16 protein-coding genes are annotated in these 17,919 nt (G+C 68.9%); 3 read left to right on the top strand and 13 right to left on the bottom strand.

Annotated elements, in window-relative coordinates:
- Positions 1–58: 58 nt before the first annotated feature.
- Positions 59–655 carry an outer membrane beta-barrel protein gene (locus QT382_RS01710; RefSeq protein WP_289252319.1) on the bottom strand — a complete coding sequence of 199 codons (597 nt, stop codon included), beginning with the start codon at positions 653–655 and terminating at the stop codon, positions 59–61.
- Positions 656–825: 170 nt separating this feature from the next.
- Between QT382_RS01710 and QT382_RS01705 the strand changes: the two genes are divergently transcribed.
- Positions 826–1,575, top strand: coding sequence for a helix-turn-helix domain-containing protein (locus tag QT382_RS01705; RefSeq protein WP_289252318.1), 750 nt, complete (start codon positions 826–828; stop codon positions 1,573–1,575).
- A 3-nt stretch (positions 1,576–1,578) separates the two neighbouring features.
- On the opposite strand, the gene QT382_RS01700 is transcribed toward QT382_RS01705, so the two are convergent.
- The 9 genes from QT382_RS01700 to QT382_RS01660 are packed head-to-tail and all read right to left on the bottom strand — an operon-like array spanning position 1,579 to position 13,031.
- Complete coding sequence (locus QT382_RS01700; RefSeq protein ID WP_289252317.1) at positions 1,579–1,989, bottom strand: hypothetical protein; 411 nt, start codon at positions 1,987–1,989, stop codon at positions 1,579–1,581.
- The gene (locus QT382_RS01695) at positions 1,986–3,596 is read right to left on the bottom strand and encodes a GMC oxidoreductase (protein WP_289252316.1); all 1,611 of its coding nucleotides are present in this window, start codon (positions 3,594–3,596) and stop codon (positions 1,986–1,988) included. Before QT382_RS01695 ends, QT382_RS01700 begins: the two co-directional genes overlap by 4 nt.
- The gene (locus QT382_RS01690; protein ID WP_289252315.1) at positions 3,593–5,956 is read right to left on the bottom strand and encodes an arylsulfatase; all 2,364 of its coding nucleotides are present in this window, start codon (positions 5,954–5,956) and stop codon (positions 3,593–3,595) included. Before QT382_RS01690 ends, QT382_RS01695 begins: the two co-directional genes overlap by 4 nt.
- Positions 5,957–5,979: 23 nt before the next feature.
- Positions 5,980–7,410: an aldehyde dehydrogenase family protein gene (locus QT382_RS01685; protein ID WP_289252314.1), complete on the bottom strand. Its 1,431-nt coding sequence runs from the start codon at positions 7,408–7,410 to the stop codon at positions 5,980–5,982.
- Positions 7,400–8,977: a class I adenylate-forming enzyme family protein gene (locus QT382_RS01680; protein WP_289252313.1), complete on the bottom strand. Its 1,578-nt coding sequence runs from the start codon at positions 8,975–8,977 to the stop codon at positions 7,400–7,402. The genes QT382_RS01685 and QT382_RS01680 overlap by 11 nt, the downstream gene beginning before the upstream one ends.
- A gap of 17 nt (positions 8,978–8,994) precedes the next feature.
- Positions 8,995–9,771 (bottom strand): SDR family NAD(P)-dependent oxidoreductase, encoded by a 777-nt coding sequence (locus tag QT382_RS01675; RefSeq protein ID WP_289252312.1) that lies wholly within the window; start codon positions 9,769–9,771, stop codon positions 8,995–8,997.
- Positions 9,772–9,784: 13 nt separating this feature from the next.
- A complete protein-coding gene (locus QT382_RS01670; RefSeq protein WP_289252311.1) occupies positions 9,785–10,942 on the bottom strand; it encodes an acyl-CoA dehydrogenase family protein in 1,158 nt (385 codons plus the stop codon).
- 5 nt (positions 10,943–10,947) lie between these two features.
- Positions 10,948–12,189, bottom strand: a complete 1,242-nt coding sequence (locus QT382_RS01665) for a thiolase family protein (protein WP_289252310.1) — start codon at positions 12,187–12,189, stop codon at positions 10,948–10,950.
- Positions 12,190–12,209: 20 nt separating this feature from the next.
- Entirely contained in the window at positions 12,210–13,031 is an 822-nt protein-coding gene (locus QT382_RS01660) for an enoyl-CoA hydratase/isomerase family protein (RefSeq protein ID WP_289252309.1), read from the bottom strand.
- 127 nt (positions 13,032–13,158) lie between these two features.
- Here QT382_RS01660 and QT382_RS01655 point away from each other — a divergent pair, with 127 nt between their 5' ends.
- Both QT382_RS01655 and QT382_RS01650 read left to right on the top strand, forming a co-directional pair.
- On the top strand, positions 13,159–14,187 hold the full coding sequence (locus QT382_RS01655; protein ID WP_289252308.1) for an AraC family transcriptional regulator: 1,029 nt from the start codon (positions 13,159–13,161) through the stop codon (positions 14,185–14,187).
- Positions 14,188–14,386: 199 nt separating this feature from the next.
- Entirely contained in the window at positions 14,387–15,406 is a 1,020-nt protein-coding gene (locus QT382_RS01650; RefSeq protein WP_289252307.1) for an AraC family transcriptional regulator, read from the top strand.
- On the opposite strand, the gene QT382_RS01645 is transcribed toward QT382_RS01650, so the two are convergent.
- The 3 genes from QT382_RS01645 to QT382_RS01635 form a co-directional block, all read right to left on the bottom strand.
- A complete protein-coding gene (locus tag QT382_RS01645; protein WP_289252306.1) occupies positions 15,394–15,981 on the bottom strand; it encodes a DUF3501 family protein in 588 nt (195 codons plus the stop codon). The two genes, QT382_RS01650 and QT382_RS01645, sit on opposite strands and share 13 nt — an antisense overlap.
- Positions 15,982–15,992: 11 nt before the next feature.
- Positions 15,993–17,342: a (Fe-S)-binding protein gene (locus QT382_RS01640; protein WP_289252305.1), complete on the bottom strand. Its 1,350-nt coding sequence runs from the start codon at positions 17,340–17,342 to the stop codon at positions 15,993–15,995.
- 61 nt (positions 17,343–17,403) lie between these two features.
- The gene (locus QT382_RS01635) at positions 17,404–17,826 is read right to left on the bottom strand and encodes a rubrerythrin family protein (protein WP_289254669.1); all 423 of its coding nucleotides are present in this window, start codon (positions 17,824–17,826) and stop codon (positions 17,404–17,406) included.
- Positions 17,827–17,919 lie beyond the last annotated feature (93 nt).

Below are 17,919 nucleotides of genomic sequence, written 5' to 3'. Positions count from 1 at the left end.
GCGGGAGACGGGTCGCCGCACTCCTGAACCCAGGGTGCGGGACGGCCCGGCGATCGTCTTAGAACTTGTAGCTCGCGCCCAGCGAGAACATGCCGGTGCGGGCTTTGCCGACGTTGTTGTACTTGGCCTGCGTGACGTCGTAGTCGGCGTTCAGCGAGACCTGCTTGTTCAGCGCATAGCTCATGCCCAGGCCGCCCATGGGACGCCAGGCCTCGCGGTCCTCGACCCCACCGGGCAGGCTGGCCTTGCCGCGCACATAGGCCAGGCCCAGCTTGCCCTTGAGCGAGAAGTCGCCGTTGACCAGGAAGGGCACCACGCCCTGGACGCCCACACCGGTCGTGCTCAGGTGGCCACCAGTGAATTGGCCGTTGTTGGCTCGCAGCGTGCCATCGGCGCCCTTCATGCCGAAGGCCACGCCCTCGATGGCAAAGCTGCCGTAGTCCAGGCCGCCGTAGATCCTGCCTCCCCAGCTGCCGGTGCGGTCGCAGGCAGCGCCGGCACTGCAGTCCAGCGAGTACTTGTTGTAGGCGCCGACGCTCGCACCGGCGTAGGGGACAGGGTTGGCCGTGCTCTGGGCCGAGGCGGCAACCGCGGTGCCGGCCAGCAGCGTGGCGGCGATCAGGCGGGCGATGGTGTTGCGGTTCTTCGTCTTCATGGTCAGATCGATCTCCAGGTTCCTCCCGGCCTATCCGGGATGGTCCCAGTGTGTCCAGCACCAGCACCAGGTATCGCATCAATGGACCATGTAGCATTCACGCGCCGCCGAGGTACTGTTTTCCTGTACTTACATTCCTTTACGCCAAGCATGACTGCTGACACTGCGCCATGAGCAGCCCCGAAAGACTCCTGCAGGTGCTGCGCGCCGAGATGCGTGCCGCCGGCGTCACCTACCGCGAGCTGGCCCAGCGGCTGGAGCTCAGCGAATCCAGCGTCAAGCGCATGTTCTCGCTGAAGGACATGACGCTCTCGCGCCTGGCCGAGATCTGCAAGGCCATAGGCCTCAGCCTCGACGACCTCCTGCGGCAGGCGGCCGACGCCAGCGCGCCCGACAGCGACACGCTGACGCTGGAGCAGGAAACCGCCCTGGTCAGCGATCCCGTGCTGATGCTGGTAGCGATCAGTTGCCTGGGCCACTGGACGCTGGAGCAGATCATCGAAACCTACGAGCTCAGCGAGGCCGACTGCATACGCCACCTGGCCCAGCTGGACCGGCTGGGCCTGATCGAGCTGAAGCCGCTGAACCGCTACCGTCTGCGCGTGGCCCGGGCGTTCCGCTGGATGCCGGACGGGCCGGTGCAGCGCTTCCTGCGCAAGTACGTCATCGCCGACTATTTCGCCGGCAATTTCGACGGCCGTGGCGAGACCCTGATGCTGGTCCACGGCCGGCTCACCGGGGCCAGCGCCCAGGAGATGGTGCAGAAGATCCAGCAGCTGGCCGCCGACCTGGCGCGCCTGCATGCCGAGGACCAGCGCCTGCCGAGCGACACCCGCGACGGCTTCAGCCTGCTGGTGGGCCTGCGCTCCTGGGAGTTCGCCCAGTTCACCGCGATGCGCCGCGAGGTGGAAACCGGCTGAGGCCTAGTGCAGGTAGTCGTAGCCGATCACCAGGGCCGCAAGCCCGAACGGCGCGGCGGCGCCGGTGGCGATGATGGAGCGGCTCAGATCGCGCAGCCGCCGCTCGTCGGTCTCGCGAGCACGGCGCCGCACCAGCGGAATGCAGATCACCTGCGCCGCAATGGCCACCAGCGCGAGGCCCACCTTGGTCCACAGCAGCGGCGAGGCCGGCCAGGCACGGGCCAGCAGCAGGCCGCCGGTGACCACCACCAGGGCCACGAGCGGAATCTCGAACAAGCGGTCTGTCCACAAATGGGCCTGGGCGACGAAGCGGCGCGTCCCCGCGTCGCCCGGCGTCAGCTCCAGCACGAATTCACCGGCCACCAGGCCGAGCCAGGCACACACGGCGGCGGCATGCAGTTGAACGAGGGTCATGGTGTCGTGTCCTTGGTAGGCAGATGGCTGATCGCCAGCTCGGTCATCGCGGCGATCGTCAGGCTCGGGTTGACGCCCGGGTTGGCCGGCACCACCGAACCATCGCACACGAGCAGGTTGCGGTAGCCAAAGACCCGCTGGCGCGCATCGACGACACCGCTGGCCGCATCGCGGCCGATCACGGCACCGCCGAGGATGTGGGCGGTGGTCGGCACGTTGAACAGCGTGTCGGCCAGGGTCGAGCGCGCGACGCCGCCGCTGCGCCGTGCCAGCCACTCGGCCATGCGGTTGGCCAGCGGATAGAAGCTGGGCAGTGGCCGGTCGGCATCCTGGCTCGAGTCGAGCCTCACTCCACCGCCCAGCCAGCGCCGGCGGGCGACGAAGCGGATCGCGTTGTCGCTGGTCTGCATCAGGCCTACCAGCAGCGTGCGGCGCGACCAGCGCCAGGGCCACAGCAGGTGGCCGATAGACGCCAGCGGGCGCCGCAGCGTGCGCACCAGGCCTTGCAGCGGGCGCGTCAGCCGCGTACCGGCGCCGACCAGCGGACCGTAGTTGAACGCGAACGCGTCCATGGCCGGGCCCAGCGTCACCGCCTCGATGTGCGTCTGTGCGTCGGGGAACAGGCTGCCGGTGATGCTGACCGAACGGTCCAGCGCCGCGTCGCCCGGCATGGTGACGGCCAGCATGGTCTCGCTGTTGGTGCGCACCAGTTCGCCCAGGCGATCGCTCAGCTGCGGCAGGCTGCCGGCGAGCTTGCAGCGCGCGAGCAGCTCGTTGGTGCCGAGCGCGCCGGCCGCGAACACGACGCCGCGCACGCGCAGCGTCTGCCGGTCGCGCCGCCAGCCCCAGGCGCCGCTGCGCTCATGCGTCACCAGATAGCCGTCGCTGCCGTCGGCCGCACCCAGGGGCCGCACGTCGACGACACGGCGCAGCGCATGCACGGCCACGCCGCGACGCTCGGCCAGGTGCAGGTAGTTGCGCACCAGCGTGTTCTTCGCTCCCACCGGGCAGCCGAGCATGCAGCTGCCACAGCGGGTGCAGCCGGTGCGCTGCGGGCCCTCGCCGGCGAAGAAGGGGTCGGCGATCGTGCGTCCGGCCTCGCCGAAGAAGATGCCGACACGGGTGCGCCTGTAGGTGTCGGCGCAGCCCAGCTCGGTGCCGATCTGCTTCAGCCAATGCTCGGCCGGACTGTCGAACGGCACCTCGGTGACGCCCAGCATGCGCTCCGCCGTGTCGTAGTGCGGCCCGAGCAGCGACTCCCAGTCGGCCAGGTCGCGCCATTGCGGATGCTGGAAGTAGTCGCGCGGCGCGCGGTACAGCGTGGCGGCATAGACCAGGCTGCCGCCGCCCACGCCGGCGCCGCTGAGGATGTTGACGTCGCGCAGGCGGGTAATGCGCAGGATGCCCTGCAGGCCGAGCTTGGGCGCCCATAGGAAGCGGCGCAGCTGCCAGGCGCTCTTCGGGAGTTCGCCGTCGGCGAAGCGCCGCCCCTGCTCAAGCACCGCGACGCGGTAGCCCTTCTCGGCCAGGCGCAGCGCCGAGACGCTGCCGCCGAAGCCCGAGCCGATGGCGAGCCAGTCGAGGTCGAACGCGGTGTCGAGGCTCACTTGGCAGCGGCCTTGTAGACGACGTGCACGTCGGTGATGGTCCCGTTGAAGGCGAACGGCGCGGCGTCGAAGTAGTCGAGCGACACCGGCGAGCCGAGGTTGCGGCCGACATTGAAGCTGCCGGTGGCGGTGAACAGCAGCGGCGGCGTGAAGGGCGTCGTGCCGCTGGCCAGCTCCAGGCCGTCGACGCGCAGCGTCAGCCGTGCCGGGCTGCCCGGCTTGCTGGCCAGCATGGCGGTCTCGACCTCGATGCGATGCGATCCCGCGGCCACCGGCCCCGAGCTGCGCAGCCGCGTGCGGGCGAAGCCGACGGCGTTGTACTCGTAGACCAGATGCCCGTCCTTGGCGTAGAGCGTCACGCCGCCGCTGGCGCCACCCAGCGAATACAGCACGCCGCTGGCCTGTGCCGGCAGCTCGGCCCGCACGGTCACCACGCTGTCGCGCGAGCGCAGATTGGGCGCGATGATCTCGGGCAGGCGCTGGGTCTGCGCGTCGAAGCGCCATTCGCTGCGGGTCGAGCCTATGCGCGCTTCGGGATGCAGGAAGGGGAAGAACGAGGCGCCCAGCGGATAGACCTGGTTCGCCGCCGCCTGCTCCTCGAAGCGGCGCCTGAGCTGGGCCAGCCTCTCAGGATGCTGGCCCGACACGTCGACGGCCTGCGAATAGTCGTCGCCAAGCTTGTGCAGGGTCCAGCGGTCCTGGTCCGGATGCCAGGCAGCGAGCTGCGGGCCCGGGCCTATCCAGGGCGTGACGGGCCCGAACACCGAGGCCATCCAGCCATCCTCGTAGACGCCGCGGCTGCCCATCATCTCGAAGTACTGGGCGCCCTTGCGGCCCGGGGCACCTGCGTCGGCGAAGCTGTAGCGCATGCTGACGCCGTCCAGCGGCTGCTGGGCCACGCCGTTGACGCTGGGCGGCGGCGTTAGGCCGAGGATGTCGTACAGCGTGGGCACGATGTCGTTGACATGGTGGAACTGCGGCCGCACGGCCTTGTCCGCGACGATGGCCCTGGGCCAGGAGATCGCGAGCGGCGTGCGCGTGCCGCCGAAGTAGCCGGCGCTGAGCTTGGTGCCGACGAAGGGGCTCTCGCCCGCCCAGGCCCAGGCCGCGTGGTACATGTTGCTCAGCTTCGGGCCGCCCAGCGCGGCCAGGCCGCCGTACTGCGACTGCAGCACCTGCATCTGCTGGGTGGCCGTGGTCGGAATCATGTTGATGTTGACCAGCTCGTTGATCGTGCCGGCGCGGCCCTCGCTGGAGGCGCCGTTGTCGGACAGCACATAGAGGATCAGCGTGTTGTCGCGGATGCCCTCGCGCTCCAGTTCGTCGATCAGCCGGCCGGCCTGCGTGTCGGTGTGCTCCAGGAAGCCGGCATAGACCTCCATCAGCCGGGCCTGGAACTGCTTCTCCTCGGCCGACAGGCTGTCCCAGGCGGGCAGCGTGTCGGGGCGCGGCGTCAGCTGCGTGTCCTTGGGGATCCAGCCCATGGCCTTCTGGCGCTGGAAGGCCTGCTGGCGGTAGGCGTCCCAGCCGCTGTCGAAGCGGCCCTTGTACTTGTCCGACCAGGACTGGAAGACCTGGTGCGGCCCGTGCACCGCGCCCGGTGCCCAGTACATGAAGAAGGGCTTGTCGGGCGTCAGCGCCTGGCGCTGGCGCAGCCATTGCACGGCCTCGCCGGCCAGGTCCTCGGTCAGGTGGTACTTGGGGTCGCGCGGCGGCTCGACCGGCGTGGTGTTGCGGTACAGGCTGGGCGAGTACTGGTCGGTCTCGGCGCCCATGAAGCCGTAGAAGGTCTCGAAGCCGTAGCCGGTCGGCCAGCTGGCAAAGGGGCCGGTCGGTCCGGTGGCCCGTGCCGAAGTGCTGTGCCATTTGCCGAACAGGGCCGTGCTGTAGCCGTACTGCTTGAGCACCTCGGCGACGGTGGCGCTGCTCTTGGGGATCTCGCCGGTATAGCCGTCGAAGTCCGAGGCGAACTCGGTGACCGTGCCGCTGCCCACCCGATGGTGGTTGCGGCCGGTCAGCAGCGCGGCGCGAGTGGCCGAGCTGATGGCCGTGGTGTGGAAAGCGTTGTAGCGGATGCCGGTGTCGGCAACGCGCTGCAAGGTGGGCGTGTGGATCGCGCCGCCGACGGTATCGGCCTGCGCGAAGCCCACGTCGTCCAGCATGATGATGAGCACGTTCGGCGCGCCGGCCGGCAGCGTCTTGGCGCCCTGGCGCCACTGGTGCCTAGACTCCTCCAGCGTGCGGCCCGCGGTGCTGGCCGTGGGCGTGCCCGGCAGTGGCAGCGACTGGGCGACCGCCAGCGCGGTCTGCAGGGCGAGGCTCAGCGCGGTCAGGCTGGGCACGAGATTCTTCTTGGACATCGCAGGTCTCCGATGAAGGGGGATCAGCCGCGCCGCAGGCGCAGCAGGCGCTCGATGCGCGGCACCGAAGCGGGGACGAAGGGCGGGCGCAACAGGGCCAGCGGGTCCAGGCGAGGTGCCCGGTAGACGGCGCGGGGATGGCTGAAGGCGCGGAAGCCGAACTCGGCGTGGAAGGCCCCCATGCCCGATTCACCGACGCCGCCGAAAGGCAGGTTCTCCTGCATGCCATGGCTGATCACGTCATTGATGGCCACGCCGCCCGAACGCGTGCCAGCCACCACCCGCTCGGTCGCCGCGCGGCCGCCGAAGCAGTACAGGGCCAGCGGATGCGGCCTCGCGTTGACGTAGGCGATGGCCTCGTCCAGCGAGCCGTAGGCCTTGACCGGCAGCAACGGGCCGAAGATTTCCTCGCGCATCAGGCGGCAGCCGTCGTCGGGTTCGACGACCAGGCTTGGCACGATGCGCCGCGTCGTGTCCGGACGGCCTTCGCACACCGGCACGATGCGCGCGCCGCGCTCGCGTGCCTCGTCCACGCAATCGCGCAGCCGCTCGGCATGGGCTTCGCTGACGAGCGCCGTGGGGCCGCCCTCGCCCAGCGGCTGCGGAAACTGGCGCAGCATCTCGCGGCGCAGCAGCTCGACGAAGCCATCGCGCAATGCCTCGGGGACGAGCACGTAGTCGGGCGCAATGCAGGCCTGGCCGCCATTCACCAGCTTGCCCCAGGCAATGCGCCGAGCCGCTAGCTCAAGATCGGCGTCCTGGCAGACCAGGGCCGGCGACTTGCCGCCCAGCTCCAGCGTCACCGGCGTGAGGTTCTCGGAGGCGGCGCGCATCACCATCCGGCCCACGCGCGTGCTGCCGGTGAACATCAGATGGTCCAGCGGCAGCGCGGCGAACGCGGCGCCGGCCGTCGCGTCGCCGCTGAACACGGCGACCTCCTCGAGGTCGAAGGCCGCGCCGATCAGGCGCTCGGCCAGCGCGGCACTGGCCGGGGCGAACTCGCTCATCTTCAGCATCACGCGGTTGCCGGCGGCCAGCATCGGAGCCAGCGGGCCGAACAGGCCCAGCGCCGGGATGTTCCAGGGCACGATGTTGCCGACCACGCCCCTGGGCTCCCAGCGGATCTCGCTGCGCGCGCCGAGCAGGCCGAACGGGAAATTGCTGGCGCGCCGTTCGGGCCTCATCCAGCGGCGCAGATGCCGGATCGAATGGCGCAGGTTCTCCAGCGGAATCAGCACGTCCACCAGCAGCGACTCGGCCGCATGGCGGCTCGAGAAGTCGGTCGACAGCGCCTCGCACCAGTCGTGCCGATGATCGACGAGCAGGCCGATGGCGCGCTCCAGGCGGTCACGCCGCAAGGCCTCGTTCGCCGTGCCTTCGCGCGCCAGCGCGGCGCGCTGCAGCGCCAACACCTGGCGCATCGTCGACGCAGCGCCTGCCGCCTCAGTGGACATGGCGTTCCCGTCCGGCCCAGTAGGGCTGCTTGACCGCCCGGCGCAGCACCTTGCCGACCGGAGACAGGGGCAGCGCGGCCACGATGCGGACCGACTTGGGCACCTTGTAGGCGCTCAGCGAGGCCTTGGCATGCTCGATCAGCTCGGCCTCGCTGGCACTGGCGCCCGGGCGCAGCACCACCTCGGCATGCACGGCCTCGCCCCATTCCTCATGCGGCACGCCGACGACGGCCGACATCTGCACCGCCGGATGGGCGTTCAGCGCCGCCTCGACCTCGACCGCGTAGACATTGAAGCCGCCGGTGATGATCATGTCCTTGAGCCGGTCGACCAGGGTCAGGAAGCCGTCCTCGTCCAGGTAGCCCAGGTCGCCGGAGCGCCAGGCGCCGTCGACGAACTCGGCCGCCGTGCCCTCGGGGTTGCCGTAGTAGCCGGCGATGGTGGCGCGGCAACGGATGCGGATCTCGCCGGTCGCCCCCACCGGCACCGGCCGGCCCTCGGCATCGGTGATGAACACCTCGACGCCGGGATTCACGCGGCCGGCCGAGCCCAGGTGGCGGCTGGGTGTGCCGTCGGCATTCAGGTGGTCGCGCTTGTTCAGCACGGCGATGAACATGGCCGCCTCGGTGGCCGCATAGCCCTGCACGAAGACATTGCCCAGGGTCGCCACCAGCGACCCCATCTTGCTCGGACTCATGGGCGCCGCGCCATAGACCACGGTGCGCAGCGAGCTCAGGTCGCGCGGCTGCTGCTGCTGCAGGTCGAGCAGCCGGTAGAGGGCCGTGGGCACCAGGAAGGAATGGGTGACGCGCTCGGCCTGGACCAGGTCCATCCAGCGCGGCAGGTCGACCTGGTTCATGGTCAGCGTCGTACCACCGGCGAACAGCGTGGCCAGGAACAGGATCAGGCTGCCATGCGACAGCGGCGCGATATGCAGGCAGCGCGTGCTCTCGTCATAGCCGAAGTCACGCTCGATGTAGCTCGCGTCCCGCGTGCCCATCAGGTTGTCGAAGCTGTACATCGCGCACTTGCCGCGCCCGGTGGTGCCGCCGGTGAACCGCAGCAGCCGGGTGTTGTCGTGCACGTCGATCTCGACCTCGTTGTCCTCGGCGCTGGCCCGCTCCACCAGGTCCCAGAAATACAGCACGCCCTCCTGCGCCTGCGGCGGCGGGTCCATCACGACGATGGTGATGCCGCGTTCGCGCAGCATCGGCGCATAGCGTTCCAGCAGCGCCAGCTCGATGAACACAAGGCGTGGCTTGACCAGGTCCAGCTGCCAGCGGTGCTCATCCATGCTCTCGCGGTAGTTGGTGAACACCGCCGTGGCCTCCTGCTTGAAGAAGGTGGGGAAATGCAGCAGCGCGAGGTTGTCGTTCTCGACGATGGTGAAGAAATGCTCGCCGCGCGCGAGGCCGAGTTCGCCGCGGATCGCGTTGGCAATGCGGTTGGTGAGCAGGTGGTACTCGGAAAAGCTGTAGCGACGGCCGCGCTCGGTATTGACCAGGGCCTCGCTCGCCGCATGGCGCAGGGTCAGGAGCCGCATCACCCGGCAGAAATTCGTCTTCATGTCTGGGTCTCCAGGGTTCAGCGGGCGCGCAGCCGCGAGGCGGCATCCAGGCGGACGGTCTCGCCGTTCAGGTAGGCGTTCTCGACGATGAAGGCGCAGCAATGCGCGAACTCGCGCATGTCGCCCAGGCGCTTTGGCGCCTCGACTTGCGTCATCAGCGCCGCCATCACCTTCTCGTCCATCTGCGAGGCCATGGGCGTGAGGAACAGCCCCGGGGCGATCGCATTGACGCGGATGCCCAGCGCACCCAGCTCGCGCGCGGCCGGCAGATTGATGCCGATGACGCCGGCCTTGCTGGCCGCGTAGGCGACCTGACCTATCTGCCCCTCGTAGGCGGCGCCCGACGAGATATTGATGACGACGCCGCGCTCCTCACCGGCCTCGGGCTCGTTCAGGGCCATGCGCTCGGCGCACTTGGACATCAGGTTGAAGATGCCGTTGAGGTTCACCGCCATCGTCTGCGCGAACCTGGCCAGGGGCGTGGCCTTGCCGTCCTTGCCCAGCACCTTGCAGGGGCCCAGCAGCGCGGCACAGTTGATGTTGACGTGCACCGCGCCGTAGCGCGCCATCACGGCGTCGACCGCGGCCTGCACCGAGGCCTCGTCGGCGACATCGGTCTTCACGAAGAAGGCGCGTTCGGCGCCGATGGCGGCCACGGTCTGGGCGCCGGCCTCCTCGTTGAGGTCGAACAGGGCGACCCGGGCGCCGAGTTCCTCGGCGAAATAGCGGGCCGTGGCCTGGCCCAGCCCGGAAGCGCCGCCGCTGATGATGACGACCTTGTTGTTGATCAGCATGGAAACTCCTTGTTCAGAACGCCGCGACGCCGGTCAGGGCGCGGCCGATGATCAGTTGCTGCATCTGGGTCGTGCCCTCGGGGATGGGGCAGACGATGGCCTCGCGGGCCAGCTTCTCGACCAGGAATTCGCGCGTCACGCCATTGCCGCCGTGGATCTGCACCGCCTGGCGGGCAATGGTCACGGCGGCCTCGCAGGCGAAGTACTTGGCCATCGCCGCCTCCATCTCGGCCGGAAGGCCGGCGTCGATAATTGCGGCGGCGCGGTAGGTGAGCAGCCGCGCGGCATCGACCTGGGTCGCCATCTCGGCCAGCATGGCGGCGATCAGCTGGTGGCCGGCGATCAGCTTGCCGTGCTGGCGGCGCTGCGTGGCATAGAGCACCGCCTCGTCCAGCGCGCGACGCGCGATGCCCAGGCCCTGGGCCGCGACGAAGACGCGCGAGCGCTCGAACAGGGCCAGCGTGTTCTTCAGGGCCTCGCCCTCGCCGCCAATCGTGTTGGCGACCGGCACTCGCACGTCGCTGAGGAAGATCTGGGCGGTGGACTGGCTGTTGAACGCGATCTTGTGGATGTCGCGCACCTCGTAGCCATGCTCGCGGCGGTCGACCAGGATGTGGGTCAGGCCGCGGCGCGGATCCTCGCCGGTGCGGCAGGTGCAGATCAGGAAGTCCGAGTAGCTGCCGTTGCTGATCCAGGTCTTCTCGCCGTTGATCACCCAGTGGTCGCCGTCGCGGCGCGCGCGGGTGCGGATCTCCAGCACGTTGGAGCCCACGTCGGGCTCGGAGATGCCCATGCTGACGAAGCTGTCGCCGGCCACCAGGCCTGGCAGGTAGCGCTCGCGCAAATGCTCGGGCGCCAGCGTCTCCAGCAGATGGGCGCCGAAGGAGTTGATCAGCACCGGCACCGACAGGTCGGCCGAGGTCGCAACGATTTCCTCGTACAGCATCAGCGTGGTCTGCCAGTCGAGGCCCAGGCCGCCGCGAGCCTCGCTGACCACGCCGCTGACCAGGCCGAACTCGGCCAGGCGGCGCATCAGGCCTGCCATCACCTCGCGCGGCATGTAGCGGTCGCGGTACTCCTTGTTGAACAGCGGGTCGATCTCCGCCGCCAGGAAGGTACGCAGCGCATCGACCGCCATGCCCTGCTCTTCGGTTCTGAATACATGTCCCACGGGACCTACTCCTTGCAAAGAATGCTCACGCCGACCACGGCTTCCTCGATGCCGATCAGGCCGCCGCCGTTTTCCTGGATGGCGATGCGCGCAGCGCCCACCTGGCGGCCGCCGGCCTCGCCGCGCAACTGCGTCACCAGCTCATGCAGCTGGGCCAGGCCGGTTGCGCCTATCGGATGGCCCTTGGATTCCAGGCCGCCCGAGGGATTGATGGGGATGCGCCCGCCGATCGTGAAATCGCCGCGTTCGGCGGCCGGGCCCGAGGCACCGAAGGGCACCAGCATCAGGTTCTCGGCATTCAGCAGCTCGCCCATGGCGGAGGCATCGTGGACCTCGGCCACATCGATCGCGTCCGGACCCACGTTGGCCTGCTCATAGGCGGCCAGGGCCGCCAGATGACCGATGCCCAGCTGCGGCTCGTCGGGGCTGTGCTCGATGCCGGCGCGCACCACGCTGGCCAGCACGGTCACGGCGCGGGCGCGGGCCGCGGACAGCTTCTCCAGGCCCTGCTCGTTGCAAAGTACGAGGGCTGCGGCACCGTCGCTGATGGCCGAGCACATGGGCAGGGTCAGCGGCCAGGCAATGGCCGGCGCGGCCAGCACCTGCTCCACCGTCATGGCCTCGCGGAACTGCGCCAGCGGGTTGTGCACCGAGTGCTGGTGGTTCTTGGCGGCCACCGCGGCCAGTGCGCGCTGGGTCGTGCCCCAGGTCTTCATGTGGCGGCGGCAGAAGGCGGCGTAGACGTCCATGAAGACGCTGCGGGGCTTGTCCGAGTCGCCGCCCGGCGGCACGGTCATGCCGTCGCCCAAGGCCAGCAGCGTGGCCTTGTTGGCCTCGACGGTGGACACATCCCAGCCGCCGTCGAACACACCGAACATGCGGGCCTTGTCGGCCACGTTCATCTTCTCTGCGCCGAAGGCCAGGGCGATGTCGCAGCTGCCCGCCTTCAGCGACTGCACGGCCAGGTGGAAGGCGCTGGTGCCCGAGGCGCAGGCGTTCTCGACGCTGAACACCGGAATGCCCTCGATGCCGCAGCGGCGCAGCGCGATCGGGCCGGGGATCGAGGTCTGCCCCTGCAGCGAGCCGCTGGTCACGCCGCTGTAGAAGGCCGCGCCAAGCTCGGAGCGGCTGCAATGCGCGTCCTTCAGCGCCAGCTCGACCGCTTCGGCCGCCAGGTCGTACTGGCTCTTGTCCGGCCAGCGCCCGAAGCGCGTCATGCCAATGCCGACGATGTAGATCTTGTCCATCGGATGGGGTCCTTGACGGTTCAGCGCCCGGTGAAGACCGGGGCGCGCTTTTCGATGAAGGCCGCCAGGCCCTCCTGCAGATCGGCCGAGCGCAGGTGCTGGCGCAGCAGCACCTGTTCATGCAGCAGGGCGTCGGCGGCGCTCTTGTCCATGCTGTGCCGCGCCACCTGCTTCATGCGGGCCAGGGCGGCCGGGCTCTTGTCGGCGATGCCGCGAGCCAGGGCCAGTGCGGCCTCGGACAGCTCGACGGCCGGATGGATTTCGCTGACCAGGCCGTGGGCCTGCATCTGTGCCGCGCTCAGCGCCTTGCCGGTGAACAGCAGGTACATCGCCAGCTGCGGCGGCAGCACGCGTGGCAGCAAGGCCGCACCGCCGGCGCCCGGGAACACACCGTAATTGGCATGGGCATCGGCCAGGCTGGCGGTATCGGCGGCGACGACGATGTCGGCGCACAGGGCCAGCTCCAGCCCGCCCGCCATGGTCACGCCGTTCAGCGCAGCGATCACCGGCCGTGGAAATTCACGCAGGCGTGTCAGCACCGCGCCGGCACGGTCCAGGAAGTCGGGCTCGCCAGGCGCCGCATCGCGGCCGGCCAGCAAGGCCTTGAGGTCGGCTCCGGCGCAGAAAGCCGGGCCCTCGCCGGTGAGCAGCAGCACGCGGTTCGCAGCGTCGTTGCCGGCCTCGTCCAGCGCGCGGTCCAGCGCGTCCAGCAGGGCCAGGTTGATGGCGTTCATCGCCTTGGGTCGAGCCAGCACCAGGCGGGTCACCGCCCCCAGCCGCTCGACCCGCAATACGGAGTCTTGGGTCGTCATGTCTGCCTTGCCATCGATGGGCTTGTTCATGGATGGCAAGACTAGGGACGAGGCCCGAAACGCGCCGGTCCGTGCAGAGAATTCGCTGGTCCTCAGGGACCGGTCCGAACCCGGTGGTCGGCCCCGGGGGGCGCGTGTATGCTGGCCCGCATCCACCATGAACGCCTCTGCTGCCAGTGAATCCGTCGACCGGCGGCCGACCACGATCGCCGGCTACGCCGTGGCCATGCGCAAGGCGCTTGAAGATCGCGGCGTCGACCCGGTGCGGGTGTTCCGCGCGGCCGGCGTCTCGCAGGAGCTGAGCAACGATCCGCTCAACCGCCTGAGCATCGACGAGGTCACGCGGCTGTTCCGGGTCTGCGTCGAAGTCACGCATGACCCCTACTTCGGCCTGGTCGTGGCCAAGTTCCTGCATGCCTCCAATCTGCATGCGCTGGGCCATGCGCTGCTGGCCAGCACCAGCCTGCTGGACTTCTGCCGGCGGCTGGAACGCTACTTCCGCCTGGCCTCGCAGGTGGCAACCATCGAAGTCGTGGAGCGGCCGGGCGAGGTGGCCCTGGTCACGCATCCGCTGTTCGACGCCTGCGCCGAAACCGAGGACGCCTGGCTGGCCATCGTGGTGCGCTTCATGCGCGAGATGTTCAAGCGCGACTACCGGCCGATCTATGTGCAGTTCCGGCACGAACGGCCGCCGGGCGGGGCCGGGCCCTACGAGCGGTATTTCGGCTGCAAGGTGGACTTCGGCAATGCCGATGCGACCCTGGTCTTCGACCGCGCCGAGATGGACCGGCCACTGCCCGGCGCCTGCCCCGAGATCGCCCAGGCCAACGACCAGCTGGCCGCCACCTACCTGGCCAAGATCGAGCGCAGCGACACCGTGGCCATGGTGCGTTCCACCATCGTCGGCCTGCTGTCCACCGGCGACTGCACCCGCCAGCGCGTGGCCGATGCGCTGCACCTGAGCGAGGCCACGCTGCAGCAGCGCCTGGCCCAGCGCAACACCAGCTTCCAGGCCCTGCTGGACGAGACGCGCCGCGAGCTGGCCTGCAACTACGTGCAGCAGGCCTCGATGTCGGTGACCGAGATCACCTTCCTGCTCGGCTTCACCGACGTGAGCAACTTCACCCGCGCCTTCAAGCGCTGGACCGGCAAGTCGCCGACCAGCTACCGCAAGCCCGGGTTGTAGACGCCAGGCCGGCCCGCGGCTGGTCCCTGGGACGAAATCGCCGGTCATCGCCCTTCCCGATTTGCTCGCATGGACGCCAGGGGCGGCTGCGCTGACGATGACGGCAGATCGATAGCGCCGCCCAGCCACCATGGACCAGACCCCGCATGAACCCGCAGCTTCACGGAGCCCTCGCCCCGCGAGTGCCGCCAACCGAGGCATGCCGGCGCGCTACTTCGCTCCGCTGCGGGACCTGCTGCGCGAGCAGGGCGTCGATCCGGCGGCCTGGCTGCGCACCGCCATGATTGCCGAGCCGCGCCTGGACGATGCCCAGGCCATGCTCGGGCTGGACGAGGTCGAGCGCCTGGTCGAGGCAGCCCGCCGACTGAGCGGCCGCGCCGACCTGGGCTTCGAGCTGGGCCGGCTGACCAAGATCACCTCGCACGGGCTGCTGGGCTACGGCATGCTGAGCTGTGCCACCGTCGACGAGGCCCTGCGCCTGCTGGCGCGCCACCATCACTCGACTACCGAGCTGTTCGTGCTGCGATACCGGCGCTGCGGTGCTGCGGCCGAAGCCGTCTACACGCCCCGGCTCCGCATGCCGCTGGAGACCTTGCGTTTCCAGTACGAGCAGCTGGCCCTGGCCCACCTGAGCCAGCTCTCGACCCTGCTCGGATCCGGCCCGCCCGCCTGCGAGATCCGCCTGGCCATGCCGGCACCGGCCCATGCCTCGCGCTATGACCGTCTGGCCCCGGCACGCTTCGTCTTCGACGAGCAGGCCCTGCCCGGTGTGCGGGTGCTCATGGACGCCGACCTGCTGGACCGGCCCCTGCCGCTGGCGGATCCGCGCATGGTGCGCGAGGTCGATGCCCGGTGCAGTAGCCTGCCGCGCCGACCGCTGGCCGGCGAACCGGGCTGGGGCGACTATGTGGCGATGATGTTGGGCCAGGAGGACGGCGTTCTGGTCACGCTCGAAGACCTGGCGCGGCGGGTCAATCTCTCTTCGCGCACCATAGACCGCTACCTGCGCAAGGAAGGGCTGCGCTTTCGCGCCATCGCGACGCGGGTCCGCCTGCAAAGGGCGCGGGCCCTGCTGAGTGCTCCCGGCATGACGGTCGCCCAGGTCGCCAGCATGCTGGGCTTCAGCGACGTCTCCAACTTCTCCCGCTCGTTCCGACGGGCCACCGGCTGCCCGCCGGTCGCCTATCGCAACCGCCTGGCCTGCCTTCAGCCCGGCTGAAGATCCCCCGCCAGGCTGGCCAGCGCCTCGGCCGCGATGTCCACATGGGCCGGGTAATGCCGGTGGTCGCAGCCCAGCTTGACCCGCGCCCCGGCGCGTATCGCCTCGCGCGCGGCCGGCGGGAACTCGAAGCGGACGAAGTGGACCGACGAGGTCTTTTCCTCGTTCTCGCGGTCCAGGTCCTCGTCGGCGATGGCATAGACCCGCTCGTGGCCCTCGACCTCGACGAACAGCCGGTCTTCCACGCCTATCAGCCGCGCCAGCTCGCGCTTGCGCTCATGCGGGTCGGGGTACTCGATCAGCATCGTGGCCTTCCAGTTCGAGCCGTCGGGCACCAGAGGCGCATAGGCGTCGATCTCGCCCTGTATGCCCTCCTCTTCGAAGATCTTCTCGATGCGCAGCATCTCCTGGATCTGGTAGCGGATGGTCTGCTCGTCCTCGAACTGCAGGTTCAGGTGCTCGCCCAGGCGCACGCTGCGCAAGCGCCGGTGGGCGATGACCTCGGCATGGCGGGCCTTGCGGAACTTGGAATAGGCCTCCAGCGTCATCAGGCTGTCGGGGGTGATCGTGCTCATCGTGGTCTCACTCATTCGATGCCATAGGCCAGCCGGACCAGACTGAGCGGATGCTGCAGGTCGCGGGCCGGCGTACCCGCCTGGGCCATGCCCTGGGCGATGTGGTGGCCGGCCAGGGCGCAATCGCTGGCAATGTGGTCGGGGTCGTCCTTGGCCATGGCCTTGAACACCGGCTTGCCTATCTTCATCGCCACAGGGTGATAAGGCGTCTTCACGCCATAGGTGCCGGCATGGCCGGAGCAACGCTCCACCGTGTTCAGCTTGACCTCGACCGTCTGGCCGATCAGCTTGAACATCTCCTCGGTCTTGCGGCCTATCTTCTGCACCCGGCCATGGCAGGGGATGTGATAGCTGACCTTGCCCAGCGCGTTCCTGAAGTCCAGCTTGAGCAAGCCGTCCTTGTGGCGAGCGACCAGGTATTCGAACGGATCCCACATCGCTTCCTGGACCTGCTGCACCGCCGCCTCGCCGGGGAACATCAGCGGCAGCTCCTGCTTGAACATCAGGGTGCAGCTGGGGATAGCGCTCAGCAGCGCATAGCCCTCGGCCGCGTACTTGGCCAGGACCGGGATGTTGGCCTCCTTGTGCTGCTCCACGCTGTCCAGGTCACCCAGTTCCAGCTTGGGCATGCCGCAGCATTTTTCCTTCTCGACGATCACGTAGGGGATGGCGTTGTGGGCCAGGACCTTGAGCAGGTCATGGCCTATGCCGGGCTCGTTGTAGTTGATGTAGCAGGTCGAGAAGATCGCCACCTTGCCCGGCGTGCGCTCGCCGTGGGTGACCACCTGGGCCGGACTCCTGGCGGCGCCCCAGCGGAAACGCCAGCCCGCCAGTTCCGGCATCCAGGCCTCGGGATGGACGCCCAGCGCCGAATCCAGGGCCTTGCGCGCCAGGCTGGTCTTGTTCACCGCATTGACCGCCTGAACGACGATGGGGATGCCGGCGAACTGGCCATGCACGTCGGTCGAGGCCAGGAACTTCTCGCCGCCGCCGACCTCGCCCTTGCGGAACTTGATCGCCTTGGCCCGCAGCATGGTGTGCGGGAAGTCCAGGTTCCAGGCATGCGGCGGCACGTAGGGACACTTGGTCAGGTAGCAGAGGTCGCACAGATAGCACTGGTCGACCACCTTCCAGAAGTCCTGCTTGTTGACACCGTCCAGCTCGCCGGTCGGGCCCTCGTCGACCAGGTCGAACAGCGTGGGAAAGCTCTGGCAGAGGCTAACGCAGCGGCGGCAGCCATGGCAGATGTCGAAGATGCGCTCCATCTCGTGGAGGCAAAGCTCCTCGTCGTAGAACGCCGGGTTCTTCCAGTCCAGCGGATGACGGGTCGGCGCTTCCAGATTGCCTTCACGATTGCTCATGACCAGCCCCAGTGAGGCGCGGCGTCCGAAGACGCCGCGGTGCTTGTTGTCGGCTCTGCGATCAGTCGACCAGCGCGTCGAGCGCCTTTTGGTAGCGGTTGGCATGCGAGCGCTCGGCCTTGGCCAGGGTCTCGAACCAGTCCGCGATTTCGTCGAAGCCCTCGTCGCGCGCGGTCTTGGCCATGCCGGGGTACATGTCGGTGTACTCGTGGGTCTCGCCGGCCACGGCAGCCTTGAGGTTGTCGCGGGTCGGCCCTATCGGCAATCCGGTGGCCGGGTCGCCGACCGCTTCCAGGAATTCCAGGTGGCCATGCGCATGGCCGGTCTCGCCTTCGGCCGTGGAGCGGAACAATGCCGCCACGTCGTTCTGGCCCTCGATGTCGGCCTTGTTCGCGAAATACAGGTAGCGACGGTTGGCCTGCGACTCGCCCGCGAATGCGTCCTTCAGGTTCTGCTCCGTCTTCGATCCTTTCAAGCCCATGATCACTCTCCAAGTTGAGTCAGTGGATGGATAGATAGATGGTCGGTCGTCGGCTGGCACCAAGTCGAACAGCAGTGGGCTGGAGTCCAGCGCGAG

The organism is Pelomonas sp. SE-A7 (assembly GCF_030345705.1).
Taxonomy (GTDB): domain Bacteria; phylum Pseudomonadota; class Gammaproteobacteria; order Burkholderiales; family Burkholderiaceae_C; genus JAUASW01.
The sequence above is the reverse complement of the archived record's forward strand: the minus strand, read 5'-3'. Positions and strand labels throughout refer to the sequence as shown.

Excerpts from the sequence above, each read along its gene's own strand:
- QT382_RS01655 (WP_289252308.1), top strand. The coding sequence starts at position 13,159 with ATGAACGCCTCTGCTGCCAGTGAATCCGTCGACCGGCGGCCGACCACG.
- QT382_RS01680 (WP_289252313.1), bottom strand. The coding sequence starts at position 8,977 with ATGAAGACGAATTTCTGCCGGGTGATGCGGCTCCTGACCCTGCGCCAT.
- QT382_RS01705 (WP_289252318.1), top strand. The coding sequence starts at position 826 with ATGAGCAGCCCCGAAAGACTCCTGCAGGTGCTGCGCGCCGAGATGCGT.
- QT382_RS01700 (WP_289252317.1), bottom strand. The coding sequence starts at position 1,989 with ATGACCCTCGTTCAACTGCATGCCGCCGCCGTGTGTGCCTGGCTCGGC.
- QT382_RS01710 (WP_289252319.1), bottom strand. The coding sequence starts at position 655 with ATGAAGACGAAGAACCGCAACACCATCGCCCGCCTGATCGCCGCCACG.
- QT382_RS01640 (WP_289252305.1), bottom strand. The coding sequence starts at position 17,342 with ATGAGCAATCGTGAAGGCAATCTGGAAGCGCCGACCCGTCATCCGCTG.
- QT382_RS01690 (WP_289252315.1), bottom strand. The coding sequence starts at position 5,956 with ATGTCCAAGAAGAATCTCGTGCCCAGCCTGACCGCGCTGAGCCTCGCC.
- QT382_RS01660 (WP_289252309.1), bottom strand. The coding sequence starts at position 13,031 with ATGAACAAGCCCATCGATGGCAAGGCAGACATGACGACCCAAGACTCC.
- QT382_RS01675 (WP_289252312.1), bottom strand. The coding sequence starts at position 9,771 with ATGCTGATCAACAACAAGGTCGTCATCATCAGCGGCGGCGCTTCCGGG.
- QT382_RS01650 (WP_289252307.1), top strand. The coding sequence starts at position 14,387 with ATGCCGGCGCGCTACTTCGCTCCGCTGCGGGACCTGCTGCGCGAGCAG.
- QT382_RS01645 (WP_289252306.1), bottom strand. The coding sequence starts at position 15,981 with ATGAGCACGATCACCCCCGACAGCCTGATGACGCTGGAGGCCTATTCC.
- QT382_RS01665 (WP_289252310.1), bottom strand. The coding sequence starts at position 12,189 with ATGGACAAGATCTACATCGTCGGCATTGGCATGACGCGCTTCGGGCGC.
- QT382_RS01685 (WP_289252314.1), bottom strand. The coding sequence starts at position 7,410 with ATGTCCACTGAGGCGGCAGGCGCTGCGTCGACGATGCGCCAGGTGTTG.